This is a genomic window from Schaalia odontolytica (genome assembly GCF_009730335.1).
In the GTDB taxonomy this organism is placed as follows: domain Bacteria; phylum Actinomycetota; class Actinomycetes; order Actinomycetales; family Actinomycetaceae; genus Pauljensenia; species Pauljensenia dentiphila.
This window is the reverse complement of record NZ_CP046315.1, coordinates 389,629-415,501: the sequence shown is the minus strand read 5'-3', so window position 1 is coordinate 415,501 and position 25,873 is coordinate 389,629. Positions and strand designations below refer to the sequence as shown.

Annotated in this window: 28 protein-coding genes and 1 tRNA gene; 11 read left to right on the top strand and 18 right to left on the bottom strand. The window is 64.7% G+C overall.

Annotated elements, in window-relative coordinates; all coding sequences use genetic code 11:
• Positions 1-837, bottom strand: a complete 837-nt coding sequence (locus tag FOC40_RS01850) for a hypothetical protein (RefSeq protein WP_003795915.1) — start codon at positions 835-837, stop codon at positions 1-3.
• Between the two features lie 17 nt (positions 838-854).
• Between FOC40_RS01850 and FOC40_RS01845 the strand changes: the two genes are divergently transcribed.
• The 4 genes from FOC40_RS01845 (at position 855) to FOC40_RS01830 (ending at position 5,413) form a co-directional block, all read left to right on the top strand.
• Positions 855-1,784: a hypothetical protein gene (locus FOC40_RS01845; RefSeq protein WP_003795916.1), complete on the top strand. Its 930-nt coding sequence runs from the start codon at positions 855-857 to the stop codon at positions 1,782-1,784.
• A gap of 54 nt (positions 1,785-1,838) precedes the next feature.
• Complete coding sequence (locus FOC40_RS01840) at positions 1,839-3,647, top strand: hypothetical protein (RefSeq protein ID WP_155844103.1); 1,809 nt, start codon at positions 1,839-1,841, stop codon at positions 3,645-3,647.
• Entirely contained in the window at positions 3,644-4,549 is a 906-nt protein-coding gene (locus tag FOC40_RS01835) for an alpha/beta fold hydrolase (RefSeq protein ID WP_003795922.1), read from the top strand. Before FOC40_RS01840 ends, FOC40_RS01835 begins: the two co-directional genes overlap by 4 nt.
• A 180-nt stretch (positions 4,550-4,729) precedes the next feature.
• A complete protein-coding gene (locus FOC40_RS01830) occupies positions 4,730-5,413 on the top strand; it encodes a Crp/Fnr family transcriptional regulator (protein WP_003795924.1) in 684 nt (227 codons plus the stop codon).
• 143 nt (positions 5,414-5,556) lie between these two features.
• Here the strand turns inward: FOC40_RS01830 and FOC40_RS01825 are convergent, their stop codons facing one another.
• Positions 5,557-5,736 (bottom strand): DUF4177 domain-containing protein, encoded by a 180-nt coding sequence (locus FOC40_RS01825; RefSeq protein ID WP_003795925.1) that lies wholly within the window; start codon positions 5,734-5,736, stop codon positions 5,557-5,559.
• Between the two features lie 9 nt (positions 5,737-5,745).
• Positions 5,746-6,096, bottom strand: coding sequence for a WhiB family transcriptional regulator (locus FOC40_RS01820; RefSeq protein WP_003795928.1), 351 nt, complete (start codon positions 6,094-6,096; stop codon positions 5,746-5,748).
• A 169-nt stretch (positions 6,097-6,265) separates the two neighbouring features.
• Here FOC40_RS01820 and FOC40_RS01815 point away from each other — a divergent pair, with 169 nt between their 5' ends.
• The 4 genes from FOC40_RS01815 to FOC40_RS01800 all read left to right on the top strand — a co-directional run bounded on the left by FOC40_RS01815 (position 6,266) and on the right by FOC40_RS01800 (position 10,241).
• Positions 6,266-8,386: a transglycosylase domain-containing protein gene (locus FOC40_RS01815; protein ID WP_003795930.1), complete on the top strand. Its 2,121-nt coding sequence runs from the start codon at positions 6,266-6,268 to the stop codon at positions 8,384-8,386.
• Positions 8,376-9,356 (top strand): metallophosphoesterase, encoded by a 981-nt coding sequence (locus tag FOC40_RS01810; RefSeq protein ID WP_003795932.1) that lies wholly within the window; start codon positions 8,376-8,378, stop codon positions 9,354-9,356. The genes FOC40_RS01815 and FOC40_RS01810 overlap by 11 nt, the downstream gene beginning before the upstream one ends.
• Positions 9,357-9,494: 138 nt before the next feature.
• Positions 9,495-9,568: transfer RNA gene (locus FOC40_RS01805), tRNA-Pro, on the top strand.
• A 139-nt stretch (positions 9,569-9,707) separates the two neighbouring features.
• The gene (locus tag FOC40_RS01800) at positions 9,708-10,241 is read left to right on the top strand and encodes a hypothetical protein (protein ID WP_003791140.1); all 534 of its coding nucleotides are present in this window, start codon (positions 9,708-9,710) and stop codon (positions 10,239-10,241) included.
• 94 nt (positions 10,242-10,335) lie between these two features.
• Here FOC40_RS01800 and FOC40_RS01795 read toward each other — a convergent pair whose 3' ends face one another.
• Both FOC40_RS01795 and FOC40_RS01790 read right to left on the bottom strand, forming a co-directional pair.
• Positions 10,336-10,758 carry an RNA-binding protein gene (locus FOC40_RS01795; RefSeq protein WP_231126045.1) on the bottom strand — a complete coding sequence of 141 codons (423 nt, stop codon included), beginning with the start codon at positions 10,756-10,758 and terminating at the stop codon, positions 10,336-10,338.
• 159 nt (positions 10,759-10,917) lie between these two features.
• On the bottom strand, positions 10,918-11,901 hold the full coding sequence (locus FOC40_RS01790) for a bile acid:sodium symporter family protein (protein ID WP_003795936.1): 984 nt from the start codon (positions 11,899-11,901) through the stop codon (positions 10,918-10,920).
• A 209-nt stretch (positions 11,902-12,110) separates the two neighbouring features.
• Between FOC40_RS01790 and FOC40_RS01785 the strand changes: the two genes are divergently transcribed.
• Positions 12,111-12,893 (top strand): YwiC-like family protein, encoded by a 783-nt coding sequence (locus tag FOC40_RS01785; protein WP_003795937.1) that lies wholly within the window; start codon positions 12,111-12,113, stop codon positions 12,891-12,893.
• 69 nt (positions 12,894-12,962) lie between these two features.
• Here the strand turns inward: FOC40_RS01785 and hisC are convergent, their stop codons facing one another.
• Complete coding sequence (gene hisC, locus FOC40_RS01780) at positions 12,963-14,027, bottom strand: histidinol-phosphate transaminase (protein WP_003795938.1); 1,065 nt, start codon at positions 14,025-14,027, stop codon at positions 12,963-12,965.
• A gap of 65 nt (positions 14,028-14,092) precedes the next feature.
• On the opposite strand from hisC, the gene FOC40_RS01775 reads away from it, so the two are divergent.
• Entirely contained in the window at positions 14,093-14,479 is a 387-nt protein-coding gene (locus tag FOC40_RS01775; protein WP_039929621.1) for a phage holin family protein, read from the top strand.
• A gap of 30 nt (positions 14,480-14,509) precedes the next feature.
• Here FOC40_RS01775 and FOC40_RS01770 read toward each other — a convergent pair whose 3' ends face one another.
• On the bottom strand, positions 14,510-16,204 hold the full coding sequence (locus FOC40_RS01770; RefSeq protein ID WP_003795942.1) for an alpha/beta hydrolase: 1,695 nt from the start codon (positions 16,202-16,204) through the stop codon (positions 14,510-14,512).
• On the bottom strand, positions 16,198-16,545 hold the full coding sequence (locus FOC40_RS01765) for a hypothetical protein (RefSeq protein WP_231126044.1): 348 nt from the start codon (positions 16,543-16,545) through the stop codon (positions 16,198-16,200). The genes FOC40_RS01770 and FOC40_RS01765 overlap by 7 nt, the downstream gene beginning before the upstream one ends.
• Before the next feature lie 201 nt (positions 16,546-16,746).
• Here FOC40_RS01765 and purB point away from each other — a divergent pair, with 201 nt between their 5' ends.
• Positions 16,747-18,204 carry an adenylosuccinate lyase gene (purB, locus tag FOC40_RS01760; protein ID WP_003795945.1) on the top strand — a complete coding sequence of 486 codons (1,458 nt, stop codon included), beginning with the start codon at positions 16,747-16,749 and terminating at the stop codon, positions 18,202-18,204.
• Positions 18,205-18,294: 90 nt separating this feature from the next.
• On the opposite strand, the gene FOC40_RS01755 is transcribed toward purB, so the two are convergent.
• The 10 genes from FOC40_RS01755 to FOC40_RS01710 all read right to left on the bottom strand — a co-directional run bounded on the left by FOC40_RS01755 (position 18,295) and on the right by FOC40_RS01710 (position 25,872).
• A complete protein-coding gene (locus FOC40_RS01755; protein ID WP_231126071.1) occupies positions 18,295-18,792 on the bottom strand; it encodes a DUF4853 domain-containing protein in 498 nt (165 codons plus the stop codon).
• A 189-nt stretch (positions 18,793-18,981) separates the two neighbouring features.
• Positions 18,982-19,650 (bottom strand): DUF4853 domain-containing protein, encoded by a 669-nt coding sequence (locus tag FOC40_RS01750; protein WP_003795951.1) that lies wholly within the window; start codon positions 19,648-19,650, stop codon positions 18,982-18,984.
• 5 nt (positions 19,651-19,655) lie between these two features.
• Complete coding sequence (locus tag FOC40_RS01745; RefSeq protein ID WP_039929622.1) at positions 19,656-20,324, bottom strand: DUF4853 domain-containing protein; 669 nt, start codon at positions 20,322-20,324, stop codon at positions 19,656-19,658.
• A 4-nt stretch (positions 20,325-20,328) separates the two neighbouring features.
• Positions 20,329-21,009 (bottom strand): DUF4853 domain-containing protein, encoded by a 681-nt coding sequence (locus FOC40_RS01740; RefSeq protein ID WP_003795954.1) that lies wholly within the window; start codon positions 21,007-21,009, stop codon positions 20,329-20,331.
• Positions 21,006-21,692, bottom strand: a complete 687-nt coding sequence (locus tag FOC40_RS01735; protein ID WP_003795956.1) for a DUF4853 domain-containing protein — start codon at positions 21,690-21,692, stop codon at positions 21,006-21,008. Before FOC40_RS01735 ends, FOC40_RS01740 begins: the two co-directional genes overlap by 4 nt.
• Positions 21,689-23,374 carry an alpha/beta hydrolase gene (locus FOC40_RS01730; RefSeq protein ID WP_003795959.1) on the bottom strand — a complete coding sequence of 562 codons (1,686 nt, stop codon included), beginning with the start codon at positions 23,372-23,374 and terminating at the stop codon, positions 21,689-21,691. Before FOC40_RS01730 ends, FOC40_RS01735 begins: the two co-directional genes overlap by 4 nt.
• Complete coding sequence (locus FOC40_RS01725; protein ID WP_003795961.1) at positions 23,374-23,724, bottom strand: hypothetical protein; 351 nt, start codon at positions 23,722-23,724, stop codon at positions 23,374-23,376. The genes FOC40_RS01730 and FOC40_RS01725 overlap by 1 nt, the downstream gene beginning before the upstream one ends.
• A gap of 126 nt (positions 23,725-23,850) precedes the next feature.
• Entirely contained in the window at positions 23,851-24,519 is a 669-nt protein-coding gene (locus tag FOC40_RS01720; RefSeq protein ID WP_003795962.1) for a DUF4853 domain-containing protein, read from the bottom strand.
• 5 nt (positions 24,520-24,524) lie between these two features.
• On the bottom strand, positions 24,525-25,184 hold the full coding sequence (locus tag FOC40_RS01715; RefSeq protein ID WP_039929623.1) for a DUF4853 domain-containing protein: 660 nt from the start codon (positions 25,182-25,184) through the stop codon (positions 24,525-24,527).
• Between the two features lie 4 nt (positions 25,185-25,188).
• Positions 25,189-25,872: a DUF4853 domain-containing protein gene (locus FOC40_RS01710; protein WP_039929624.1), complete on the bottom strand. Its 684-nt coding sequence runs from the start codon at positions 25,870-25,872 to the stop codon at positions 25,189-25,191.
• Position 25,873: the final 1 nt, after the last annotated feature.

Here is a 25,873-nt window from a genome sequence, read left to right as displayed (position 1 = left end):
CTAGGAGAGGCGGCCTGCCTGCACGTGGCGGGCGACGTCGCGCCCCACCTGGGCGCCGTAGACGACTCCCGCACAGTAGTGGATGATCCACCGGGCCAGGCCGGCCTCGTCGGCGCTCACCCACCCGGCGAGTTCGCGTCCCGCGCGCGCCGGATCGAGCGCGTCGTAGGCGCTGGGCACGCACACACCGGTTGGGTCAACGCCTCGGGTCACGAGGATCCAGCGCGCCAGTCCGCCTCCCACGACGGACGAGGCCGGGTCAAAGACACGCCGGAAACGGAAATGTGCGGTCAGGGCGGCAGCGACGGCGAGGCCGGGCGCATCGCAGCACGTGTAGGCGAGGGCGGGTGCAAGCAGGGACGGGTCGGCGGGCACGGCGACGGACCGCGACTCGACGAGGCCGGCGGCAACGAGACCCGAGCAGGCATCCCTGTGCAGTCCAGCGATCAGCGCGGGCAGGGGCGTGGGGGCGACGCGCGCAACGCCTTGGGACCGGGTGTTGAGCGCGGGGAAGCGCGAGGCCAGGTTCCACTGCGAGCGCCAGATCCCCAGCGCGAGGGCGGCCCCCGGATCCGAGGCCGCTCCCCCTTCGTCAGCCATGGACAGGGCACGCACGTCGTCGACGCTCGTGCGGGCGCCCTCGATGATGGACAGGGCGGCGGCCTCGCGCACAGCGGCCTCCGCGCGCGCTTCCTCCCAGCCTCGGCGCAGTCCCTCGCTAAAGCGCAGGTCGGCGAGTGCCGTGTGGGCCTCGTTCATGGCGGAGGCGACGTCAGGGCAGGCTGCCGCCGCGCACAACACGGCGGGTGCGGGGTCGACGAGGGCTTCGATACTCACCCCTCTACACTAGGGGCATGACGCTTTTGCAGCATCGAAACCTCTCCGCGCGCCTGCGCTCGGGGTTGTTCGCGTTCGTTTTCGCCCCGATCGCCCTGGTGTTCCTGGGGTCCTCGATGGTTGACGTGCAGGCGTTGGCCTCGGTCGGCCAGCCCTTGGCCTCGGTCGAGGGACTCATCGGCATGGCGCTCGCGTCACTGCTGCTGGCCCTCATCGCCCTCAATTGCGAGGAGTCGAGCGCGGGTATGGTCGTGACCTTCGTGTGGTCGATCGTCGTGGGGGTGGCCCAGTTCTTCGGCGTGGCGCGCCTTCCTTTTCTCATGAAGTCATCCGTGGGCGCCGAGGATGTCATCGCGGGTGTGTCCTGGTGCCTGTACCCGGTGTGCATGTCGCTCATGCTTGGTGCGTGCGCGCTGACGATCAAGTCGGTGCGAGTGCGCGCCGGTAAGAGCACGCGCGTGCCTCTGGCCCGCGTACACCGCCACGGATTCGGCACGACGGTAGCGCTTCCCGCAGCGGTCGCGGCGGGCACGCTGATGGTCGCGGCGGCCCCCTCGGACACGACAAACGTCGCGGCCATGGGCCTGGAGGGGGTCACCGAGGGCTTCGAGCCGATGCACTGGCTCGCGCTCGGAGCGGGCATCGCGTTCGCGGTGCTCGTCGTGAGCGCCCGCTGGTCGATCACGGGCACGCAGATCGCGAGCTGGTTCATTTTGGTGCTCCCCACGTACGTGGTCCTGCCCGTGTGGGCGTCGCTGACGGGCAACGTGATCGTCCCCGGCCCGTCCCTGCTGACGAAGATGGCGCTCGCGAGCCCGCCGCTGGCGGCGCTCGGAATGGCGACCGGCTGCGCTTCGATGGGTGTCCTGTGGGCCCGCGTGCGGGCGCTCAAGAAGCTCGAGGCGGATGACGATTCGACGGCAAAAGAAGGGCCTGCCGAGGGCTAATGCGCGTAAGCGCTCACGCTGACCGTAATATGTGGGCAGATACAAGGAGGAAGCATGTCTGATATCGAGTTTGACGCCCAGCGCGACCGCGCCGAGGAGGCACCTGACAACCTGGTGCTGACCGGTGAGGAAATCGAGCTGCCCGGTGAGGATTCCGACGCGTCGGCGATCATCGGCGAGCCCAGCGAGCCCATCCACACGGGCGAAATCGAGGCGGTCGCAATCGGCGGCCTGACGGGCCGCGTGCCCGCCGCAGCGCCGCTCAAGCCGACGATCGAGGACAAGATCTCCACGGGCGAGCTGCCCGTCGTGTCCACCCCCGAGGGCGATCTCCCGGTCGTTTCTTCCTCCGACGAGGCCGGCTCCGCCCCCGAGCAGGAGCAGGCTGAGCAGGATTCTCCCGCCGACGCTCCGGCCGCCGACCAGGGCGCCGATGAGTCTGCCGCGGCCGACGCTCCGTCCGCAGAGGCGACCGATGAGCCCGAGACCACCGACGAGGCCCCCGCTGAGGACGTGACCGAGGAGCAGGCTCCCGCAGAGGACACCGCTTCCGAGGAGCTGGCCCCCGCAGAGGACACCGCTTCCGACGAGCACGCCCACACCTCGTCGAACGAGGAGGGCGAGCAGCCCGAGGCCTCCGCGGACCAGTCGGAAGAAGGCGAGAATTCCTTTGCTTCCCTGCTCTCCTCCGCAGACGAGGACGCCGCAGACGAGGCGACCGAGGACGTGACCGAGGATCCGGAGCCCGCGCTCGCCCCCGTGATGACGCCCGCGCAGGCGGCCGCCGCCCTGAGCGAGGCCAGCGACGCGGCGACCGACGAGGCCGAGGCCCCCTCGAGCGACGAGCAGCCCTCCGAGGACGAGGTCGCCGAGAGCGAGGTTGCCGTTGTCGGTGGCGCTGCTGCCGAGACCTACGCGCACTCGCCGTCCTCGCGCCGCTCCATGATCTTCGGCGACGACGAGACCCTGTCCTCCTCGATTCCCGCAGTCGCGGCCAAAGAGGAGAACGCTCCCGCCGAAACCTCCGCGGAGGAAGAACCCGAGGCTGAGGAGGAGGCCCCCTTCACCGAGCCGACGACCCAGCTGCCGACGCAGGACACCGAGGCCTCGTACTCCTTCGAGGATCAGGATGCCGCCGAGGCCGCACGCCCGCGCCGCCGCTCCCTGCTGGGCCAGGGCGACGAGGACAGCGAGGCGGCGACCCTGGCCGCCATCGCGGCGACCGCCGCGCGCGGCGACAAGTCCGACGCGCCTTCGAGCCTGGACGACGAGCTCTTCTCCGCCGCCCCCGAGATCACGGAGATGCCCTCGCGCACGGGCGCCCACTGGCTGTCCTTCCTGCTCTTCCTGCTGCTCGTGCCCGCCGGCTGGTACCTGGCCGCCGACGCGGGTGCCCGCATGACTCTGGCGGACGCCGCCCCCATGTACACGGGCGTCGCCTCGATCGTGGCCCTGGGCGAGGTCCTCGGCGCGATCATCATCTCCGCGATCCTTTTCGTGACCGCGCGCCGCTCGTCGCTGGGCGCATGGCTGATGGGCATCGTGACCCTCATCGTGGGTCTGCCATGGCTCATGGCCCCCGGCATCACCGCTGCGTCGGTGCTGTCCGCGCTCACCGCGCTGACCAACACGGGCTCGCTGGGCGCGAACCTCTCGCACCACCTGCAGGCCTCCGGCTACTCCGGCCGCTTCGCCCTGCTGGGCATCGCCCTCATGGGCCTGGCGTACGTGTCCCACTCGGCGCGCCGCACCGGCCGCGCCGAGGAGGCGCTGCGCGTCTCGCTGGAGGCCACCAACCCAGCGGGTGCCTTCTACTCCAAGCGCGCCCGTAAGAAGGCGGCGAAAGAAGCGGCCCGCAAGTGAAAACTCTGATTCCCGCCAGCGCGATCGAGCTCGAGGGTCCGTGGACCCATCGGCACGTGAGCGCTGGCGGCGCCGCATTCCACGTCGCTGACATGGGCGAGGGCATGGACCATGCGCTCGTCCTCCTGCACGGCTTCCCCGAGCACTGGTGGGCGTGGCGCGACGTCCTGCCCGCCCTCGCGGAGTCGACCTCGCGCGTGTTCGCCCTTGATTTGCGAGGCTTCGGCACTTCCGACCTGACGCGCGGAGACTGCGACCTGCAGCAGATGGCGAACGACGTGATCGGCGTCGTCCGCGCACTCGGCGTGGCCTCGTTCTCCGTGGCTGGCATGGGGATCGGCGGCACGGTCGCGTGGATGATCGGCGCCCTGGCACCCCTCGAGCTGCGATCGGTGGCCGTCCTGTCGGCGCCGCACCCCCTCGGCGTGCAGCCCGTGATCGTTCGCGCACCTTGGGCGGGTGGCCGCGTCCTGCAGGGGCGCCTCGCGCTGCCCACCGGGCGTGAGCGCGCGCTGCGTTCGGGCTCTTTCGTGACGACCGTTTTCCGCGCGTGGGCCTCGCCCGGGGATGTCGATGGCCTCGTCTCCCAGTCGGGCACGTACCGCGCCGCGCTGCGTCGCCCCTTCGCCGCACACACCGCGTTGCGCGGTCTGAGCGCCGCACGCAAGATCTCGCGCCTGGAGCGGCGCATCCTCTCGGAGCCGTTGCGCGTGCCCGTCCTGTCCCTGGTGGGACGCGACGACGGGGCATGGTCGGCGTTGGATCACGCGGCCGACGCCCAGTTCGTGGATGCACCTCTGACGCAGATCGTCATTCGCGAGGCGGGACACTTCCTCCCCGAAGAAGCACCGCAGGCTGTGGCCGAGGCTCTGTCAGAGCACGTCATCACCCACGCCAAATAGCCTATGTTTCATTAGACAGGTCACACAAAACGCGAAATGAAGCCCATTTCACCTGATAGATAGGGCATAATGGTGTGATGCGCGGTACCTCCTCGTGAGTGGTATTACGTATGGGATCCACTGCGCAATCCAAATCGAAACGCCCGAGCAATCGGGCACGAGCGGAAGGAGCTCCGCACCATGATCGGTGACGGAAACTTCATCAGCCAGGTGCCGCTGTTCAGTGGCCTTGATGATGCACAGCAGGTGTCCCTCCAGCAGAAGATGGGTCATACGACCCTGCGTCGCGGAGAGACTCTCTTCGACGAAGGCGATCTCGGCGATCGCCTGTACATCGTGACCGAGGGCAAGGTGAAGCTCGGCCACACGTCCAGCGACGGCCGCGAGTCTCTGCTCGCAGTCCTGGGCCCCGGAGAGATCATCGGTGAGCTCACGCTCTTCGATCCGGGTCCGCGCTCGACCACCGCAACCGCCGTTTCCCCGGCGTCCCTCCTCTACCTCGAGCACGAGGATCTCATGCACGTGCTCGACACCAACCCGACCCTTGCCAAGCACATGCTGCGCGCCCTCGCTCAGCGCCTGCGCCGCACCAACGAGTCCCTCTCGGATCTCGTGTTCTCCGACGTTCCCGGTCGCGTCGCCAAGGCCCTCCTGGACCTTGCAGATCGCTTCGGCACCGCGACCGACAAGGGCGTCCACGTCCCCCACGACCTCACGCAGGAAGAGCTCGCCCAGCTGGTCGGCGCCTCCCGCGAGACCGTGAACAAGTCTCTGGCTGACTTCGTTTCGCGCGGCTGGATCCGTCTGGAAGGTCGCGCCGTGACCCTCCTCGACGTCGATCGCCTGGCGCGTCGCGCTCGCTGACCGCAGCCTACACAGGGTTGGGCCCGGCACCTCACGGTGCCGGGCCCAACCCTTTGCTTGTCGATATGAACGAGGCCGCGGCCGCTCGCGTGTTTTCCGCACGTGCCGGCCACGGCCTCGTAGGTGCGCAGAGCTGCTGCGCGTCAGTTCTGAACGGTGGGCGCTTCCTCAATCGGACGCTTGAGGTAGGCCACCAGGTTCTCGGAACCCGTGGGGCCGGGGATCACCTGGACGAGTTCCCACCCGTCGGCGCCCCATTGGTCGAGGATTGCTTTCGTCGCGTGCGTGAGCAGCGGAATCGTGGAGTATTCCCATTTAGTCATGGCTCTATCTTACCCGCCCGCCAACTGGGGGCGCACGAAGGACAGGACCTTCGGGACGTGGGGGCTGCGGAGCTCGCGGGCCAGCGCTTCGTCGGAGGTGCGCAACCACTCCAGCCAGTTGTCCGCGTGAGGATAGTGGCGCAGAATCGCGCGACGTTCACGTTCCGTCAGGCCGCCCCACACGCCGTAGTTCGCCTCGGATTCGAGAGCGTCGGCGAGACATTCGAGGCGAACCTCGCATTCGTAGCAGCGCATACGAACCTGACGCTGGGAGGCACCCTGCACGAACAGCACGTCCGGTTCGATGGACGCGCAGAGCGCGCGAGCGACCCAGCTCTGGTCGTCGCCTTGCGTTGGCATCGTGGAACTCCACTTCACTGTATTTCGAGCCCTGCCTGTGACCATACACACATACGTGTGTGGGTGCAAACGCTGCGACCACTGTCGAAGGCATCTCAAGGTGATTCATCAGGCAATTCTCACGCGTCGCCAAACGCCAGATGAGCGGGCCGACACGTAAGCTAGGAATATGTCGTACTCTCACTCTCGCGCTGTCCGACCGGCCCAGCTGCTCGCGCTGCTGCTGGCGTTCCTGAGCGTGTCCTCGCTCATGGGCTTCGTCGCGGCCGGCATGCTCGTCCCTGTCGCGGGTCCCACCGCACTGGTGGCGAAGTCGGTTCCCTCCGTCTTCAACGAGCTGCCCGGTGACCTGCAGACCGTGGCCCCGGCCGAGGAGTCCCAGCTCCTCGATTCGTCCGGCGGCGTGATCGCGCACTTCTACGACAAGCAGCGCATCGTGGTGCCCAGCGCCAACATCGCTGACGTTATGAAGAAGGCAATCATCGCGATCGAAGATAAGCGCTTCTACGAGCACAACGGCGTCGATGCCACCGGCATCGCTCGCGCGCTCGTAACGAACCTGGGCGAGAGCGGCCGCCAGGGCGCTTCGACGATCACCCAGCAGTACGTGCGTAACTCGCTGGCAGAGCGCGGCTACCTCGAGGGCGACGCGGAGCAGGTGAGCGCAGCAACCGAGCAGACCACCGAGCGTAAACTGCGCGAAATCAAGTACGCGCTGGCGTTGGAGAAGACCCAGTCGAAGGACGAAATCCTGACGGGTTACCTCAACATCGCCCCCTTCGGCCCCATCACCTACGGCGTCGAGGCCGCCTCGCAGCGCTACTTTTCCAAGTCCGCGTCGGAACTGAACTACCTGGAGGCTGCGCTCCTCGCCGGCCTCGTCCAGTCTCCTGTCCAGTACGATCCCCTGACCCATCCGGAAGCCGCTCAGGAACGCCGCGACACGGTCCTGGCAACGATGCTCAACCAGGGTGTCATCACGCAGGAAGAGTACGACGCGGGCATCGCGACGTCGGTCGATTCGATGCTGCACCCGACGGTCTCCTCGGAGGGCTGCTCCGGCGCCGACTCCTCGAAGGCATACTTCTGCGACTACGTCCTCTCCCAGTTCCTGGAGGACCCGACATTCGGCGCGACGCGCATCGAGCGCGAGCGTCTGCTCAAGACTCAGGGCATCACGATCCGTACGACGCTGGATACCGCGAAGCAGGACGCAGCCTACGCCTCCCTGACGAACGCGATTCCCGTGGGCGACGCCTCCGGCCTGAACGACGCGCTCGTATCGCTGGACCCGCGCACCGGCAAGGTACTCGCGATGGCCCAGAACACGGCATACGGCGTCGAGGCTGGCCAGACGATGTCGAACTACTCGGCCGACGGCAATTTCCAGGTGGGTTCGACCTTCAAGGTGTTCACGCTCCTGCAGTGGTTCAAGGAGGGGCACTCGGCCTACGAGACCGTGGGTTCGACCAACACCTTCTACCCGAACGGCGCCTTCAAGTGCGACGGCCGTTCCATCACCACCGAGGGCTATCAGGTCAACGACCTCGCGGGTAAGACCGGCACGATGAACGTCGTGCGCGCCACCGGCCAGTCGGCCAACCAGGCGTTCGTGAACATGGCGTCACGCGTTGACTTCTGCTCGATCTTCGAGACCGCCTACGATTTGGGCGTCACAGAGGACGGCGAAGTTCCGTCCCCCTTCCCCGCCAACATCCTCGGCTCGGTGTCGGCTTCCCCGCTGCAGATGGCCTCCGTGTTCGCGACAATCGCGAACTCCGGCCAGCAGTGCAAGCCCCAGTCCATCGAGTCCGTGACCGACCGCGACGAGAACGTTCTCAAAGAGTTTGCGGCGGACTGCAAGGAAGTCATCTCCGCTGACATCGCGAACAAGACGGCGGCCCTTCTGACGGCCTCAGCCGGCCAGTACTACACGTCGACTCGCCTAGGCGAGGGCCGACCCTTCGCGGCGAAGTCGGGTACGACCGACGGCCACGCCAACACGTGGCTGACCGGCTTCACCCCCTCGCTCGCCACTTCCGCGTGGGTGGGCCACGGCGACAACTCCTCCCAGGAAGTTTCTGGCGTCGTCATCAACGGCGTGTACCACAGCGAGATCTTCGGTGAGACCTACGTCGGCCAGAACATCTGGGCCCCCTACATGACGCAGGCCCTGGCGGGCACACCCGTCGAAGCCGTCTCGAACGCGAACATCGGCGCGACGACGCCTCGGCGCAGCGCGACGACGACCCCCGCGCCGAACGCATCACCCAACAGCAATGACCACTGACGTTGCGTCTACACTCGCAGGGGCTACGGCCTCGTCCACTCGACGAGGCCGTGGGTTCCTGCGCACCGCGGGAGCGATCGTCGGCGGTCTGGGTCTCGCCGGCCTGGCCGCGGGTGGCGCGGCGCTCGCGTGGGGGTCGGTCGAGCGCACGATGCCGGTGCTACGCCGCTACGACGTCCCGATTCAGGGCGACGTTCCAGAGGTGACGATCCTCCAGATCGCAGACCTGCACCTGTTCCCCGGACAGGATTTTCTCCTGCGTTTCCTGTCCGATGTCGCAGCCTCAGAGCGCTTCGACATGGTCGTAGCGACCGGGGACAACTTCGGATCTATGGATGCGCTGGACATGGTGATGGACGCGTATCGCCCGTTCCTGTCCTATCCGGGCGCTTTCGTGCTCGGGTCGAACGACTACTACTCGCCAATTCCGAAGCGCTGGAGCCGCTACCTGTCACGATCAAAGCCGCACCCCGCGCGGGTTGTTCCCGATCTTCCCTACCTGCCGATGGTGCGTCGCATGCGTCAGGCTGGCTGGGTCGATCTGTCGAATGCTTTCGGCACGATCAGCCTGCCCGTCGGCACGGTGTCTTTGCTGGGCACGGATGACGCTCATATCCACCGGGATCGTGTGGGAGCGCCGGCCTCGTCATGGGCAGCGCCGGGCGTTCTGCACCTGGGCGTCACGCATGCCCCCTACACGCGCGTCGTGTCCGCGCTGACGTCGGCAGGCTCGGACCTGATCCTCGCCGGGCACACGCACGGCGGCCAGATCGGCATTCCCGGAGCCGGGGCGATCATCACGAACTGCGACATTTCACGCCCCTACGCGAAGGGCTTGAAGCGGTGGGAGGCTCCGGACGGTACTGAGGCGTGGCTGCACGTCTCGGCTGGCCTGGGAACCTCACGCTACGCAAAGATTCGCATCGCGACGCGCCCCGAGGCGTCTCTGCTGCACGTGCACCCCGCGTAGGAGGGTGTCACCACCGCCGGCTGCCGGGCTTTCTGGGCTCCACGCAGCCAGACAATATGCGGCGTGGACCACACTTCGAGTGCTCACTCCGTCTCCGTTTGGGAATATCGACAGGGTGAGGCTATACTCGAACGGCACCGGGGTGTGGCGCAGCTTGGTAGCGCGCTTCGTTCGGGACGAAGAGGCCGTGGGTTCAAATCCCGCCACCCCGACCGGTAGTCGCCGGGACCAAAAGGTCCCGGCGACTTTTGTATAGGCCCTATGCTCAGAATCACTGACCAATGGGTCGAAAGCGCGCGATCGCCCATTAGACTAAGGTCGTACCCATCACTCACTTTGAGGAGAATCTTTATGAAGCGTCGTCTTGCAGCAGCCCTGCTCATCATCACGCTCCCCCTAGGCATGGCAGCATGCCACGGCACGAAGTCCCGCAAGGCCACCCCCAGCACCCCGGCGCCTGCTGCGACAGCCAACGCTAACCCGACCCAGGCCCCCGGCCAGACCCCCGCTCCGACGCAGGCCCCCGGCCAGACCCCCGGCCAGGCCCCCGGTGCCTCCGGCCAGTCCGTCGAGCAGGCCTGCAGCCTGGTCGACAGCCAGCTGAGGTCATTCGCCGACAGCTACAGCGACCCCAACGACTTCGCGCAGGCACTGGCAGCTGCTGAGGCCACCATCAATACTCTGAATTCTCCGCAGATCACCAACCCCGACGTGAAGCAGGCGTCCAGCAAGGTGGCCTCGGCCCTCTCGGACATGGTCAACTTCGGCAAGAAGTACCAGTCGAACCCGAATGCCGCCGACCCGAATGAAGCTCAGCGGTTGACGGAGAACCTGACCACGTCGCTGTACACGCTCGGCAACCTGTGCCCCGCGATGCTGAAGTAATGACGCGACTGTAAGCGCTCAGTCATTGATCGCATAGCGATTGGGGGCTGCCCATTGGGCCGCCCCCAATCGCTATATTCGACTCAGTGACCAATCAGTGCTGGTATCCGCACTTGTTGAACAGTTCCGTCTGCTTCGCGCTGAGATCTTCCATGATCTTGTGGTACTCCTCGAGCTTCTGGACGTCCATACTCAACGGGTCCGCCTTCAGGACACCCGAGTTGTCAGCGGCGGCGCGCCATCCGGCCGCGACCTGATCGACGGACTCCTTAATCTCCTTGTTGGTGATTCTCTTCGATGCCTCTTCGTAGGTGGTGGCAAACGTGGTGTAGGTGTCGGCGATGTTGGCAGCGTCACCATTCTGTGCTGAATTCACGAGGGCGAGGCCCGCGTCGTTGAGAGGCTTCTCGAGCAGCTTGCAGGCGTCAGCCTTCGACTGGGACCCACAGGCGGCCATACCCAGGGGAAGAAGGGGCACGAGGATCGCGGCAACGCGATCCAGAACATGAGCTCGCACCAGGAGACGCTCACCAACCTGTGCAACGTGGACAAGTGAGCAACCACTGACTCATGAGCAACGCAGGAGGGGCGGCCCGATGCGCCGCCCCTCCGCACTGTTTGCTCGACCGATAACCAGAGCTGTGGATCAGCGCCCCCGCGCCCCGGCCTCGTCCATTTAGGCCTGTCCGCCGTTCTTCCAGCGACGGAAGAACATCGCCAGCAGCGCGCCGGACAGGTTGTGCCACACGGAGAATACGGCTGCCGGGAGCGCGGTCTCCGGGGTGGAGGCGAAGTGGGTCTTCGCCAGCGTCGCGGCCAGCGCCGAGTTCTGCATGCCGACCTCGATTGCGGTCGTCCGCGACGCCTTGTCGGAGCCACGGCCGGCGCGTCCGGCCAGGTAGCCGAAGAGGTAGCCCAGGAGGTTGTGGCAGATGACCACGGCAATGATGAGAGCGCCGGAGGTCAGGATCTTGTTGACCGAGCCAGACACGACGACCAGCAGCACGTAGCAGATACCAAACACGGAGATCCAGGGGAGAAGCGGCAGGATTTTCTCCACAAGCTTGCCCGCGACGAAGCGCACGATGAAGCCGCCCAGGACGGGGGCGAGAACCATCAGCAGGATGTTCTTCGCCATCGCCGCGCCATCAACCGGCATGCGATTACCCACCAGCCAGGCGGTGAGCAGGGGCGTCATGAGGGGCGCGAGCAGCGTCGAGATCGAGGTCATGGTGACCGACAGCGCGACGTCCGCCTTCGCCAGGTAGGAGATCACGTTCGAGGCCGTACCACCGGGCGCACAGCCGACGAGGATGACGCCGACCGCGACCGCGTCGGGCAGACCGAACACGTAGCACAGGGCCCAACCGACGAGGGGCATGATCAGGTACTGGGCGACAACACCCACGAGCACGGGCAGCGGACGCTTGATGATGAGCCCAAAGTCGGGCAGCGTCAGGGTCAGGCCCATACCGAACATGATGACGCCGAGCGCCCAGTTCACGCCGGGAGCTAGCGGCTTGAACGTGTCGGGCGTGATCATGGCGATCGCAAAGGCCGCCAGGATCAGCAGTGGGAAGACCGTGACGGCGATGCGCGCGCTGCGATCTTCGGAGGAAAGGACGGGGGATTGAGTTGTAACTGCGTCTGATGTGGACATGCCCCCATATTTCACCGATTGTTGAATTATTCTCGCTTCAGTCTCACGTTGTGACCCTCCCAGTATTGAGCTTCACAGGCGTACTTCATTAAGCTAAGGCTATGCACAGTGCAGCGCTGCAGACTCAGACAACGCCCGAACGCACCGCGGATGGCGTCACCAATCGCGCACCGGGGCGCCCGAAGCCGCGCCACCACAACAATCCCCGCATGCGTAAGCTTGCCCGCAACGGTTGGATCTCCGACCAGCACGGCGCGTGGACGATGATGGCTTTCCCGCCGCTGCTCGGGTGGGCGCTGTCCTTCACCTTCTCGTGGACGGTCGTCCTCATGCTGGTCGCATGGGCGATGGCCTTCCAGATGTTCTCCGCCGTGTGCCTGTGGGTCAAGACACCCGCCAAGCGCCGCTCTCGCATTGCCCCCGCGGTCCTGACCTACGGCGTGCTCGCGGCGCTCCCCGGCGCGACCCTCCTGGCCCTGCGCCCACAGCTGCTGTGGTGGGCGGTCGCTTTCGTACCCCTGGCCTCGTCCGCGATCTACCTCGTGTGGAAGGGCCGCGAGCGCTCCCTGGGTGCCCGCGCGGCCTCGATCCTAGCGGGTAACATCATGGGACCCGTGGCGTTTTCGCTGGCGATCGCAGACGGTTCACCGGCTGCGGTGACCCTCCACGCGTGGGCGACGTGCGCCGCGTTCGGCCTGCACTACATCGGCACTGTTCCGCTGGTTCGGTCGATGATCCGCGGCCGTAAGGACCCGCGCTGGGCAATGGGTTCCACGCTGCTGCACGCGGCGTTCACGCTGTGCGCGGCTGTGGCGTGGTGGTTCGGCGCTCTTGAGATCTGGCCTGTCCTCATGTGGGCGTGCCTGACCGCGCGCGCGTGGGTCATGCCGACGCTGAACCGGACCCGCGCACGCCCCTTCTCGCCCAAGCTCATCGGATTCAGCGAGCTCGGCTGGTCGCTTCTTCTCATCGCCTCGCTGCTGATTCCGTAATCCGCTGCACCCCGGTGGGTGGTCGTGGGCGCGTCCGTTTCGTCGGGCGCGCCCATTGGCTTACTGACCCTACGCGCCGATGCCCGCGGTGCGCGCGAATTCAACGGCCACGGACAGGAAGCGGTCGTTCTGCTCGCGCGAGCCGACCGAGACTCGCACGCCCACGCGGAAGGGGCGCACGATGAGGCCGACGCGCGCGCATGCCTCGACGAGGCCGTAGACGTCGCCTCGTATCAGGTAGAAGTTCGACTGACTGTCGGGGATGTCGTAGCCGAGTCCGCGCAGGGCAGGGATGATGCGCTCGCGCTCGGCGATGATCTCGGCGACCGCGCGCTGCACGCCCTCGGCATCCTTCAGGGAGGCGAGGGCTGCGGCGAGCGCGAGGGAGCTGACACCGAAGGGGACGAGGAGGGCCTGGATTGCGCCGATCACCTCGGGATCACCGATGGCGTAGCCGACGCGCACACCGGCCAGGGCGTGGGCCTTGGAGAACGTGCGCATGACGATGACGTTGGGGTGTTCCTCGATGAGGGGGACCGCGGTGTGCACGCCGGGCTTGGTCGCAAAGTCGATGTAGGCCTCGTCGACGATGACCATGACGTCCTCGGGCACGTCGGCGACGAAACCGGCGATCTCCTCGTAGGTCAGGGCGGGACCGGTCGGGTTGTTGGGCGAACAGACGATCACGGCGACGGTGTCGGGCGTGATCGCGGCGCGCATGGCGTCGAGGTCGTGGGTACCATCCGGGAGGAGCTCGACGGGCACGGGTTCGCCACCCACGGAGGGAATGGCGATCGGGTAGGATTCGAAGGAGCGCCAGGGGAAGACGACCTGGCTGCCGGGCTGGCAGACGGCGGACAGTGCGGCGACGAGGATCGCCGAGGAACCGGTGCCCACACAAACCTGGTCAGCACCGACGCCGAAGCGCTGCGCAAGAGCCTCGCGCAGGGGCGCGGCCGTCAGGTCGGGGTAGCGGTTGATCGTCTCGAGTTCGCGGGCGATCGCCTCGAGCACCGCAGGGCTGGGCGGCGTCGGCATCTCGTTGGAGGAGATTTTGACGGCGTCAGGCGCGGTCTTGCTGGGAACGTAGCGAGGCAGGGAGGCGACGGCGGGACGGATGCGCAGGTTGGTCATGTGTGTAGTCCTATCCCATGGACATGGACCATGCAAGGATCATCCCACTGCGCAAGAATGGAGAAATGGACTTTATTGCTCGTTTATTGGCCACGATGGCCGGCCTGTGGGTGACGACCCGCGTGGTCTCGTCGATCTCGATCGAGTCGTCGTCGGCATCGCAAACCATCATCGTTCTGGCAGCCGTCGCCCTGGTGTTCACGGCGGTGAACTCGATCATCAAGCCGATCGTGACGACGCTGGCGTTCCCCCTGTACCTCCTGACCTTCGGCCTGTTTGCCCTGGTGACGAACTCTGCGCTGTTCGCACTGACGGGGTGGCTGTCCACGTCGCTCGGATTCCCTATGACGACGGGCGGCTTCTGGTCCTGCCTGGCCGGCGCGGTCATCACCTCCGTGGTCTCCTCGATCGTCTCGGGTATCCTGCGGGATAAGAAGGACAAGCGGGACTGACGTATCGGTTCCCCTCTCCGTCGAGGCGCATTACCCCTGGGTGATGCGCCTTGTTTGATAGTGGTGGATGGTGGTCTGCGTGTCCTGGGTGAGGCTGAGCGCCTGGGTGCGGCGGGCCTCGGCGGCCGCCAGGGCGCTCAGGCCCGGATCGGACGAGGCCCGGGCGGCGTCCAGAGTGCTTCGGATTTCGTCCACGTACAGCGGCGCACTGTGCGAGGAGGGAACCGGGTCTTCGGGGTGAGCCGTGGCCTCGTAGTCGTGGAACCTGACGGTCGTCACGTTGTCCCCGCGGGTCGCATTCCCGTCCAGACCGGGGACGATGTCGCCCGAGTTTTCGTAGGAGAGGACGGGCACGTCACTGGGCGCAACCGTCGCCGTGGGCGAGCCGGCGGTGACGACGGAGACGACGTTGTAGCGTGCGCGTACGGCAGGGTCGGCGGCCAGCTGAGCCGCCATGATGCCGCCCTGCGAGTGGCCGGAAAACTCGACGGCCTCCTCGGGTGTGATACCGGCCGCGTCCATGGCTTCCATGATCGCGTCGAGCTGATCCGAGGCCATTCCCGCCACGCCCTGCAGGTTGGTGGTCATGTCCTGAGGGCCCGACTGCCCGATGGCGAAGGACTGGGTGCCTCGAATGTCGACGGTCCACGAGCGGGTCGTCGCGCCATCCTCCCCCACGGTCACGTGTTCCTCGATGGCGATCTCTCCGTTGTCGGCGTCGCCTCCGTGCATGTCGACGATGTGCTCGATGGTGTCGGCACTGGTAGCGATGCCCTCGTAGTGGGTGTCGGGTGCCGCGTCGGGCATGGCCGCGAGCGCGGCCTGTGTTCGCGCGTCGAGGGCACCGGACGGAATACGTGCGGCGGCCTCGCTGTGATGGACGCGCGCGTTCCCGTCCGTTCCCCGAACCGCAACCCCGTAGCTGGCTCCGTGCCCACAACCCATGCGGTTGTAGAGGGCGGCTACCACCCAGGGCACAGCGAGCGCGGCGATACCGGAGGCGGGCTGCGTGGAGGTTGAGTTCAGGTCCTGGCTCACCCCCTGCCCGGCCAGTGACTGCGCGACGCCTCGGAACGCAGGCAGGGAATTCACGTCGAGGGCGAATCTGCCGAGGTCACGCTGGAACAATGCCCCGGACTCCTCGTCCCCGTGCAGAGCGAAGGAGACGCCGTCGATCGCGGTGTTCCACAGGTCCCTCCCGCGTACCATGGTCGTCATCTCGGGTAGGAGGACCGCGGGCAACCAGGGCACTCCCGCGCTCGCGGATGCGTCCTGAAACCCGTGGTAGAGCGCCACGCCACCAGCGGCCAGGGCACCGCCTGGGGAGAGGGCGAACGCTCCGAGGCTCCGCCAGCTGAGCTGCGCCCCCAACGGGCTGCCGGGGACTGCCTCCCACAGGGAGGCGGCTGCGTTCGCATCCGCGTACGTGAGGGCCGCGTCCTGCATCTTCCACCGCAGGTCGTCGACGCTGGACTCGAGAGAGTCGAGGGCACTGATGGCGGCGCTGATCGCGGAGATGAGTCCAGCAGCCGTTTCCGGGGCAAACAGCGAGGCCAGGTCGGCCTCGGCGAGGGCGGCGTTGAGCGCAAGGCGCGCGGGTCCGATCGAGAGGTTCTCTTCGTACGTGACGAGGGTGTGCGTGGCGCACAGCTCGTTGACGTCGACGCTGAAGGAGCCCGAGGACACGGACACGTGTCGGTTCGGATCGAAAGCCACGGTCACCACGCTCCCAGCATGACGAGTTCGGGATGAAGTACTGCTGATTCGGCGGACTCGGAGAGGCTACGCGCGAGGCCCTGCGTCCGCTCCGTGTCAAAGGCTGGGATGAGGTCAAGGGCATGTTGGATCTGGTCGAGGACTGCCTGAGCGCCGGCGATGGTTTCGCCGCAGCGCGCCCGGTAGGAGTCGCCTCCCACTCCCGTCCACTGCGGGCACGTCGCGCCCACAAGTACCCCGCGCAGGCCGTCGACGAGGCCCTGGGCGGCTTGGAGGGACAGGCCTGGGCTGGTCGGATCGAGGATCATGGTGTCTCCCATCATCGGAAGAGTCGTTGCTTGTCCTCGCACGCTACGCCGCCTCACTGCCCTATCACCAGCCGCACGGCACCCCCTGTGGATAACCACTTGACGCCACCCGCCCCTGTGGACGACACACCCGGGGCCCTCACGCGCACACCCACTCAGCCCCGGCCTCGTACGTTACCCACGCCACGAACCACCGGGCGGACTCTGCGGCCCGAAGGCCCCTCTTTCTGGGAAAATAGGGGTATGAGCGACACGATGACACTGTTCTCCACTGCCCACGGCTATTCGGACCTGGCGGGCGGGGGTGAACCGCTCAGCCCGCTGGACGGCCGCTACCGCGCGGTGGCCGCGCCGCTGGCGAACTACCTGTCCGAGGCGGGCCTGAACCGCGCGCGCGTGCACGTCGAGATCGAGTGGCTGATTTTCCTGCTCGACAACTCGGTCCTGCCCGGCGCCCCGACGTTGACCGACGCCGAGCGCGACTACCTGCGCGCCCTCACGCGTGACTTCGGCGCCGACCACATCAAGCGCCTGGGTGAGTTCGAGGCCGTCACCCGCCACGACGTCAAGGCCGTCGAGTACCTGATCGGCGAATACCTCGAGGCCGCCTCCGAGAAGCTGGGCGAGGGCACGAATCTGCCGTCCCTGCGCGAGGTCGTCCACATCTTTTGCACCTCCGAGGACATCAACAACCTGGCGTACGCGCTGACGATCAAGGCGGCGACCGAGCAGGTGTGGCTGCCCGCGATCCGCGCGCTCCTCGATCGCCTGCGTGGCCTCGCCGAGGCCGGGGCGGCCGTCCCGATGCTGGCGCACACGCACGGCCAGCCGGCGACCCCGGTGACGGTCGGCAAGGAGATGGCGGTGTTCGCGCACCGTCTGTCGCGCCAGATCAAGCGCGTCGAGGCCACGGAGTACCTGGGCAAGATTAACGGTGCGACGGGCACGTGGGCCGCGCACGTCGTGTCGGTGCCGGGTGCGGATTGGCCGACGCTGGCGCGCTCCTTCGTGGAGGGCCTGGGCCTGACGTGGAACCCGCTGACCACGCAGATCGAGTCGCACGACTGGCAGGCCGAGCTGTACGCGGACGTGGCGCGCGCTGGTCGTATCGCCCACAACTTGGCGACGGACGCGTGGACCTACATTTCGATGGATTACTTCCACCAGAACCTGGCGGCGCAGGGCTCGACGGGCTCGTCGACGATGCCGCACAAGGTCAACCCGATTCGCTTCGAGAATGCGGAGGCGAACCTGGAGGTGTCGAACGCGCTGCTGGATTCGCTCGGCGCGACGCTGGTGACCAGCCGCATGCAGCGCGACCTGACGGATTCGACGACGCAGCGCAACGTGGGCGTCGCGTTCGGTCACGCTGTGCTGGCCTACGACAACCTGGTGCGTGGCCTGGATGGCATCGAGATCAACGCGGCCCGTATGGCGCAGGATTTGGACGCGAATTGGGCGGTGCTCGGCGAGGCCGTCCAGCAGGCGATGCGCGCCGCGGCGATCGCGGGCGCGACCGGCATGGCGAACCCGTACGAGCGCCTTAAGGAGCTGACGCGCGGCCACGAGGTGGGTGCGGAAGACATGCGTGAGTTCATCGCGGGCCTGGGTCTGCCGGCCGAGGTGGAGGAGCGCCTCCTCGCGCTGACCCCCGCGACCTACATCGGCCTGTCCGAGCGCCTGGCGCGCTGGGAGGCCTGAGCCCTATCGGCTGGGGCGGCGGGTGCGCGGTTGGTCCGCGCCTCGCCGCCTTTCCCGTTTCTGCCCTGTATCGACGAGGCCGGGGCAGTTTTACGAGCCCGACTGGGTGCCGCTCTGGGGCCCCGACTGCGAACTCAACTCCGGGTTCAGATTGGAGTTCTCATCAAAAGCATCAACAATCCTGAGGTTCGGGAACATCTCTTCAACAGAAGGAAGTGGTAATTGCTTGTACGGGGTATCCAAGTCATAGGTATGAGTTGGAAGCATGCACCCCGAATGAAAGCTAATGTTGATGAAGCCACTGCCCTCAAGATGGGTAAAAGCGACAAGAGTCCCGTCCTCGTCCCCGACGGCAACGCTTCGTCTATTGTTCTTTCCGCTGTAGTCCGGTGTTGCTGAGTAGGCAAAACCGTTGCGCTGCGCCCCCTCCCAGACGATCCGACGCAGGTCCTCATAGTCGATCGCAGGAATAACCATCATCATCCAGTCGATATCCATGTCAGTCGTGTCCTTCGTCAAGCAGCCATCGACTCGGTTCTTACCACTGACCCCTAGCACATCACCGGACTCGACGACGACCTCCTCGATGATGCCCAGATACCGGGGCAGGGTATCCCTGATATGGACCTCCGTCGTCTGTCCTCGGAGATAGGTATGCTCCCGCTACCGCGCCCAAAATACAATCGAGCATCATCCGACAGCCCTGGCACGCACGCTGCAAGGAGCAGCGAAGTGCAGGCAGCAGTGGCTGCCATTACCCACCGAGAACTCATACCATCACTCCCCCGACTGGGCGCCGCTCTGGGCGCCGGACTGGGGCGCGACGTGAGCACCCGGGGTGAGCGTGGGGACCGGGTGCAGGTCCGGATCCGTGTTGTCGCTGACCGTCACATGCACGCCCGGGAACGCCTCCTCCACCGAGGGCAGAACGAACTGACCGGGATCATTCAGGGCATGAGAGGAGGGCAGGCACGCGGAGTAGGATCTCATCTCGATACCGGTCTCGGTGTACTTAAACTGAGCGGAGTTACCGTCATTGTCCGTGAAGTAGATCTTCCGGCTCCCATCTTCACGGAAGTCGTCTTGCATCCACAGGCCAGACGTACCGTCACGCCGATGAGTGTTCACGACCTCCCCAAGCCGATCAAAGGAGATCTGCGGAGCCACCGTGCTGTAGCCAACGACCCGATAGCCTTGCGTGTTGCCGATCCCGCACGCCTGCACGTAGGGCAGGCCCATCACTGTCAGCTCACCACCGGTCTCAGCGGCCACCTGCCCGGCCATGCGCGACAGCTCCGGCAGCTGACGGCTCATGTACTCCTCGAAGCTCACACGCTGAGGGAAGGGAACGAGCTTACCTTGACGCGGCATCACCGCATCCCACCCGTACAAACCGGCCACCACCACGGCCGCCACGAGACCAACACGCGCTGGCGTCCACTTCATGGCTATCAACTCCCCGACTTCTTATCAGAGCCCGTCGTCACCTGACGGAAAATCAACGGATTCCTCTGCTCATTCGCGTCGTACGCGTCAACAATCGTCACCCGAGAAAACAACTCCTCGGGCTCAGGAAAACGAAGACGCTGAGACATGCCGTCAGGCTGCGACGCGGGCAGGCACCCTGAATCGAAGAAGACAGAGATCGTATCGTCCTCCAAGTGGTGGAAACTCAGCAGATTGCCATCCTGGTCGCCGAGGACGACACTACGCCTCTTATCCTCATCCCGAGGAACCGGTTCAGCCGTATAGCCGTACCCGTAGCGCTGAGCACCATCTGCGACAACCCGGCGCAGATCATCAAAATCGATCAAGGGGATGTAATAGCGGGCTAAACGGATATCAAACCCATTCGACGTGGGACCACAGCTCCATACGTAAGGCTCCGCACCGACTCCGAGCGTTCCTCCCGCTTCCACCGCAACATCCTCAACGATGCTCATGTACCGAGGCACGGTCTCGTCGATGAATACCTCCATCGTCTGACGCTCAGAGTTAGACTCACTCTCATCACCGCGCCCAAAATACAGGCCAGCGTCATCCGACAGCCCCGGCACGCACGCTGCAAGGAGCAGCGAAGTGCAGGCGGCAGCCGCTGTCATCATCCACCGAGAACTCATACCATCACTCCCCCGACTGGGCGCCGCTCTGGGCGCCGGACTGGGGCGCGACGTGAGCACCCGGGGTGAGCGTGGGAAGGGGATGCAGATCCGGGTTCGTGTTATCACTGACCGTCACGCGCACGCCCGGGAACGCCTCCTCCACCGACGGCAGGACGAACTGACCGGGATCATCCAGGGGCTTATCCGTCGGCAAACACGCAGAACGCGACCTCACGGCAATAGAGTCCTCCGAAAACTTGAACTCGGCAAGGCCACCATAGTTGTCGATCAGCCGAATACCCCGAGTAGCATCCCTGTCGTTTTCCTTATCAACCTGCACGGCCACCGCCCAATCGGGCTTGTTTTCTGTCACCAGTTTCTCGAGTTGCTCAAAGGACATCGACGGAGCCACCGTGGTGTAGCCAACCACCCGATACCCCTGGGTATCACCACTGCCACACACCTGTACGTACGGCAGGCCCATCACCGTCAGCTCACCACCGGTTTCGGCGGCCACCTGCACAGCCATACTCGATATCTCCAGCAGCTGACGGCTCGTGTACTCTTCAATGCTCACACGCTGAGGAAAGGGAACGAACTCAGCATCGCGCGACTTTGCTGCATGACACCCACCCAACACGGCCACCACCACGACGCACCACGCACCCACGCGTACTGGGGTCCATTTCTTTGTCATGTTCATTCCCCCGTCTGCGCTCCGGACTGAATCCCCGACTGCGGACGCAACTCAGGATTCTCACCGCCGTTATCATCAAAGGCCCGCACGATTGTCAGATTCGGAAACATCTCTTCGGGGCTAGGCAGCGGATAGGACGAGCGCGGGATGTCCGGATCGAGAGGCTGGGACGGGAACATACACCCCGAATACAAACTAATGATAATGCGGTTCTGAGCCTCGTGGTGATAGAAAATCAGACTATTCCCGTAGCCATCCCCAACAGCAACAGTGCGAGAGTTGAGTTTATCTCTGCGTACCGGATCCCACGAATATCCGAAGCCGTTACGCTGCGCCCCCTCAACGACCATCCGACGCAAATCCTCATAATCGATCGCGGGAATAACCATCGAATCCCAATGGATATCCATATCGGTCGTATCCTTCGTCGCGCAACCGTCGACTCGATTCTTGCCGTTCATAGCTACCGCGCCACCGGACTTGACGACGACCTCCTCGATAATTCCTAGATACCGGGGCAGGGTATCCCTGATGTGAACCTCTGTCGTCTGCCCCTCGGAGATCGGGATACTCCCGCTGCCGCGCCCAAAATACAGGTCAGCATCGTCCGCTGGGATCGGAATACACGCCGCCAGGAGCAACGAGGCGCAGGCTGAACTCATCAGCGCGACCAGCCGTTTCCGATTCATTGCCTCTTCTTCCTATCCGCGATGACCTTGCCGATGTCCTCGAGGGCATAGTTATGTTTATCCTCAGTTTCCGGTTTGTGGAAATACGACGAGTGATTCGCATCAGGCCTGTGCCATATGCCGTGTTTGTATCCTTCTCCCCCGCTCGTATCTCCCGAGAGGTGCCCGATTCCTTCCAGGTGCTCGGGGTTGCGCCCGAAGGTATAATCGGGCCCCCTTCCCCGAACCGGATCAAGGTGTGGGGTCGCCGAGACCCACGTGTGCTCGGGATCTACCCCCAGCGTCCCGACGGAATGCACACCTGCGCCCGGGGAACCCGTGTACACAAGGTCGTCGACAACGCCCTCTCCGATGTCGCGCATCGCAACTCCCGCAGTCGTCGACCCGTAGGAATGCGGAATGATGCTCTGATGCACGTCCAGTCCCCGCTCTGAACGCCACGAGTGGATTCCCGTCACGAAGCCGTTCAGCTTCTCAGCTCCAGCCTCTGCTTTGTCGATCGACATGACAGACGGGTCCCACGTCTTCACTATGTCCGGCGGAGCTTCGTAGCCTATCCAGGCGATGGTAGCCACGCTCCCATCTGTAGGAGCTCCATATGTGTCCGCCGCCCACTTGAGATTCTTCGCGAACTCGACATTGAGCCTCCCATTATCGCGAAAATTCGAGCCCATCCCCGGCACGAACGTCGCCACGTGCTGCGCGTTGTCGACGTCTCCGATGGCGATTGCGGCACGAACGTTCTCACCAAGCTCCCCAGGCTCAAGAACGAGGAGCGTCGCCCCGGCGTTGCCCCGGACCTGATCCCGAACAGCTTCCAGATCCGCCAAGCGGTTCTGGAGATTCTCCTGCTTGTCGCGAAGGTCCGATGAGACCTCCTGTCCATTTTCACGCGCACGTTCTATCTCTTGGTTCAGTTCATCAAGTTCGTTCTGGGTCTTCTCAATCAGACCCGTTCCAGGAATACGATTTCCCGCAGCGTCGAGGTGTCCGTTCAACGCGAGCTCATTTGCCCTCGCCCGCGAGGCCATGTCGATACCGTTGAGATTGCCGTACTTTTCGGGATCCTTGTTGATGAGCGCCTCGCGCTCGGACTCCGACAGAAGCGCCCACCACACGGAGACCTCCTCGGGGCTCCACGAGGGGTCGGCGTCGTCGGCCAGGCCCGCAGACGCCGAGTGGCGTCCCTCGGCCAGGACGTACTGGCCGTCGGCCAACGCCTGATAGCGTGGCCCCACCGTTTCCTCGGCTTCCGTCGCAATTCGCACTGCATCGTCAACACAATTGCGTAGCTCAGCAAACTTACTCGCTACCGGCTCGAACCTCATTTCAGGCAGTGACGGTTGAACAACACCACTCTCCGGAATGTCATACCCAACTTCTGCCGCGACCTCCCACGCGGACTTCCGCTTTGCCACGACGCGGCTCACGTATCCGTGCAGCTCCGCGGTCGCCAGCGCGTATTCGGTGAGTTCGTTGAGGCGCGAGTCCAGCTTGTCCTGGATCTCGGTGAGCCGCTGACGCATCCGATCAGGTCCCTCGCCCTGAGATCGGATGTCGTTCGCAGCGTGCTCGAGGTCGGCGATGATCTCGCGCGCCTCGCGCACCTTTTCCTCGATGAGGTCCTCGGCCTCGATGATGGCGTTGTGGTCCCAGCTCTGGATATCCGCCCAGGTTGCCATTACTGCTCCTCCCTCATGCGCAGCAGGTCGTCCATCGTCATCGCCGGGCCGTCGTGGCGAACCTGCTGGAAGCTCACTGCCGCGTCATCCTCGGTCGCGGCGTACTCGTTGATCGAGTCGTTGACGGACTGGGAAAAATCGTCCAGGTCACGCGTCAGCGCAATGACCGCCTCATCGATCGTGTCTCCGGCGCCGCGCCCCTGTCCTGCGAGCTCACTCCCGCCAACCCCGGAGGAGATGTAATCGCCCGCCGTCGCGACGGTCACCGACTGCAGTCTGCCGGACAGGTCTCTCGTACGGTCGCGCAGGACTTCGAGGTCCCCTTCTTCGATAACAAGATCGCCGGCCATGATTCTCCCCCGCGCTCACTTCGGTGCTGTTAAGCCAGACACTACCAAACGGTCATAAGGCGAACAACAGCGCCCCCAAGGGGTGGGACACCCCGCCTCATCAAAGGAACGAGGCCGGGGCGGGGGTTACGAGCCCGACCGGGCGCCGCTCTCGGCGCCGGACTGGGGGTCAGCTTGGGCACCTAGGGTGAGCGTGGGGACCGGGTGCAGGTCCGGATCCGTGTTGTCGCTGACCGTCACATGCACGCCCGGGAACGCCTCCTCCACCGAGGGCAGAACGAACTGACCGGGATCATTCAGGGCATGAGAGGAGGGCAGGCACGCGGAGTAGGATCTCATCTCGATACCGGTCTCGGTGTACTTAAACTGAGCGGAGTTACCGTCATTGTCCGTGAAGTAGATCTTCCGGCTCCCATCTTCACGGAAGTCGTCTTGCATCCACAGGCCAGACGTACCGTCACGCCGATGAGTGTTCACGACCTCCCCAAGCCGATCAAAGGAGATCTGCGGAGCCACCGTGCTGTAGCCAACGACCCGATAGCCTTGCGTGTTGCCGATCCCGCACGCCTGCACGTAGGGCAGGCCCATCACTGTCAGCTCACCACCGGTCTCAGCGGCCACCTGCCCGGCCATACGCGACAGCTCCGGCAGCTGACGGCTCATGTACTCCTCGAAACTCACCCGCTGAGGGAAAGGAACAAGTTCACCCTTACGAGGCATCGCCGCATCCCACCCGTACAAACCGGCCACCACCACGACCGCCGCGAGACCAACACGCGCTGGCGTCCACTTCATCGCCCTCAACTCCCCGACTTCTTATCAGAGCCCGTCGTCACCTGACGGAAAATCAACGGATTCCTCTGCTCATTCGCATCGTACGCGTCGACGACTGTTAAGCGAGGGAACATCTCTTGCACGGATGGGAGCGCAAATTGGCCGTAGATGTCCCTGGAACGCAAAGACGGCAGGCATCCGGAAGAGAATTGGACAAAGATAACGTCATCTTCGAAGTGATCAAATATGAGAGAATTGCCATCCTGGTCGCCAAGACCAACACTACGCATATTCTCCTTATCCCGAGGAACCGGATCCGTCGAATAACTGTACCCGTAGCGCTGAGCAGCATCTCCGACAATCCGGCGCAGATCATCAAAATCGATCAGCGGAATATTAAAGCGAACCGCACTAATCTCGTACCCATTGACTGCAGATCGACAGGCCCAACTCTCCGAGTGCCCGACGTCAGCGATAACCCCTCCCGATTCCATCGCAACCTCCTCGATAATGCTCATGTACCGAGGCATCGTGCCGCTGACAAAGGCCTCCAACGTCTGGCGTTCGGTCACGGGAACGCTTCCGCTATCTGGGTAGGGGACAGAGTCCGGCAGTTCCGGAAAACAAGCCGCCAAAAGCAGCGAAGCACAGGCAGCGCTGGCTGCCACTACCCACCGAGAACTCATGCCATCACTCCCCCGACTGGGCACCGCTTTGGGGCCCGGCCTGCGGCCTCAACTCCGGGTTCAGATTGGAGTTTTCGTCAAAAGCATCAACAATCCTGAGGTTCGGGAACATTTCTTCAACAGAAGGAAGTGGCAATTGCTTGTACGGGGTATCCAAATCATAGGTATGAGTTGGAAGCATGCACCCCGAATGAAAGCTAATGTTGATGAAGCCCTTGCCCTCAAGATGGGTAAAAGCGACAAGAGTCCCGCCCTCGTCCCCAACGGCAACACTTCGGCTATTGTACTTTCCGCTGTAGTCCGGTGTTGCTGAGTAGGCAAAACCGTTGCGCTGAGCCCCCTCCCAGACGATCCGACGCAGGTCGTCATAGTCGATTAATGCGACGTACAAGTCCGCCCAAGCGATATTGACCTCTGTCTCATCCCGCGTCGCGCAATCACGATATCGAGAATCGCCATTAACCCCAAGAACACCACCGGCTTCGCGTGCAACGTCCTCAATGATGCCCGCATACCGAGGTGCAGTATCACGGATGTAAACCTCCACAGTCTGACGCTCCGAGATAGCCTCACTCCCGTCATTGCGCCCAAAATACAGGCCAGCGTCATCCGACAGCCCCGGCACGCACGCTGCAAGGAGCAGCGAAGTGCAGGCGGCAGCCGCTGTCATCATCCACCGAGAACTCATA

What these genes read in the sequence shown, in the direction of transcription:
- FOC40_RS01735 (WP_003795956.1), bottom strand. Translation starts at nt 21,692, where the DNA reads ATGAATCGGAAACGGCTGGTCGCGCTGATGAGTTCAGCCTGCGCCTCG.
- FOC40_RS01840 (WP_155844103.1), top strand. Translation starts at nt 1,839, where the DNA reads ATGTCTGATATCGAGTTTGACGCCCAGCGCGACCGCGCCGAGGAGGCA.
- FOC40_RS01800 (WP_003791140.1), top strand. Translation starts at nt 9,708, where the DNA reads ATGAAGCGTCGTCTTGCAGCAGCCCTGCTCATCATCACGCTCCCCCTA.
- FOC40_RS01725 (WP_003795961.1), bottom strand. Translation starts at nt 23,724, where the DNA reads ATGGCCGGCGATCTTGTTATCGAAGAAGGGGACCTCGAAGTCCTGCGC.
- purB (WP_003795945.1), top strand. Translation starts at nt 16,747, where the DNA reads ATGAGCGACACGATGACACTGTTCTCCACTGCCCACGGCTATTCGGAC.
- FOC40_RS01745 (WP_039929622.1), bottom strand. Translation starts at nt 20,324, where the DNA reads ATGAGTTCTCGGTGGATGATGACAGCGGCTGCCGCCTGCACTTCGCTG.
- FOC40_RS01815 (WP_003795930.1), top strand. Translation starts at nt 6,266, where the DNA reads ATGTCGTACTCTCACTCTCGCGCTGTCCGACCGGCCCAGCTGCTCGCG.
- FOC40_RS01820 (WP_003795928.1), bottom strand. Translation starts at nt 6,096, where the DNA reads ATGCCAACGCAAGGCGACGACCAGAGCTGGGTCGCTCGCGCGCTCTGC.
- FOC40_RS01730 (WP_003795959.1), bottom strand. Translation starts at nt 23,374, where the DNA reads ATGGCAACCTGGGCGGATATCCAGAGCTGGGACCACAACGCCATCATC.
- FOC40_RS01790 (WP_003795936.1), bottom strand. Translation starts at nt 11,901, where the DNA reads ATGTCCACATCAGACGCAGTTACAACTCAATCCCCCGTCCTTTCCTCC.
- FOC40_RS01845 (WP_003795916.1), top strand. Translation starts at nt 855, where the DNA reads ATGACGCTTTTGCAGCATCGAAACCTCTCCGCGCGCCTGCGCTCGGGG.
- hisC (WP_003795938.1), bottom strand. Translation starts at nt 14,027, where the DNA reads ATGACCAACCTGCGCATCCGTCCCGCCGTCGCCTCCCTGCCTCGCTAC.
- FOC40_RS01715 (WP_039929623.1), bottom strand. Translation starts at nt 25,184, where the DNA reads ATGAGTTCTCGGTGGGTAGTGGCAGCCAGCGCTGCCTGTGCTTCGCTG.
- FOC40_RS01750 (WP_003795951.1), bottom strand. Translation starts at nt 19,650, where the DNA reads ATGAAGTGGACGCCAGCGCGTGTTGGTCTCGTGGCGGCCGTGGTGGTG.
- FOC40_RS01785 (WP_003795937.1), top strand. Translation starts at nt 12,111, where the DNA reads ATGCGTAAGCTTGCCCGCAACGGTTGGATCTCCGACCAGCACGGCGCG.
- FOC40_RS01825 (WP_003795925.1), bottom strand. Translation starts at nt 5,736, where the DNA reads ATGACTAAATGGGAATACTCCACGATTCCGCTGCTCACGCACGCGACG.
- FOC40_RS01720 (WP_003795962.1), bottom strand. Translation starts at nt 24,519, where the DNA reads ATGAAGTGGACGCCAGCGCGTGTTGGTCTCGCGGCGGTCGTGGTGGTG.
- FOC40_RS01810 (WP_003795932.1), top strand. Translation starts at nt 8,376, where the DNA reads ATGACCACTGACGTTGCGTCTACACTCGCAGGGGCTACGGCCTCGTCC.
- FOC40_RS01775 (WP_039929621.1), top strand. Translation starts at nt 14,093, where the DNA reads ATGGACTTTATTGCTCGTTTATTGGCCACGATGGCCGGCCTGTGGGTG.
- FOC40_RS01740 (WP_003795954.1), bottom strand. Translation starts at nt 21,009, where the DNA reads ATGAACATGACAAAGAAATGGACCCCAGTACGCGTGGGTGCGTGGTGC.
- FOC40_RS01830 (WP_003795924.1), top strand. Translation starts at nt 4,730, where the DNA reads ATGATCGGTGACGGAAACTTCATCAGCCAGGTGCCGCTGTTCAGTGGC.
- FOC40_RS01710 (WP_039929624.1), bottom strand. Translation starts at nt 25,872, where the DNA reads ATGAGTTCTCGGTGGATGATGACAGCGGCTGCCGCCTGCACTTCGCTG.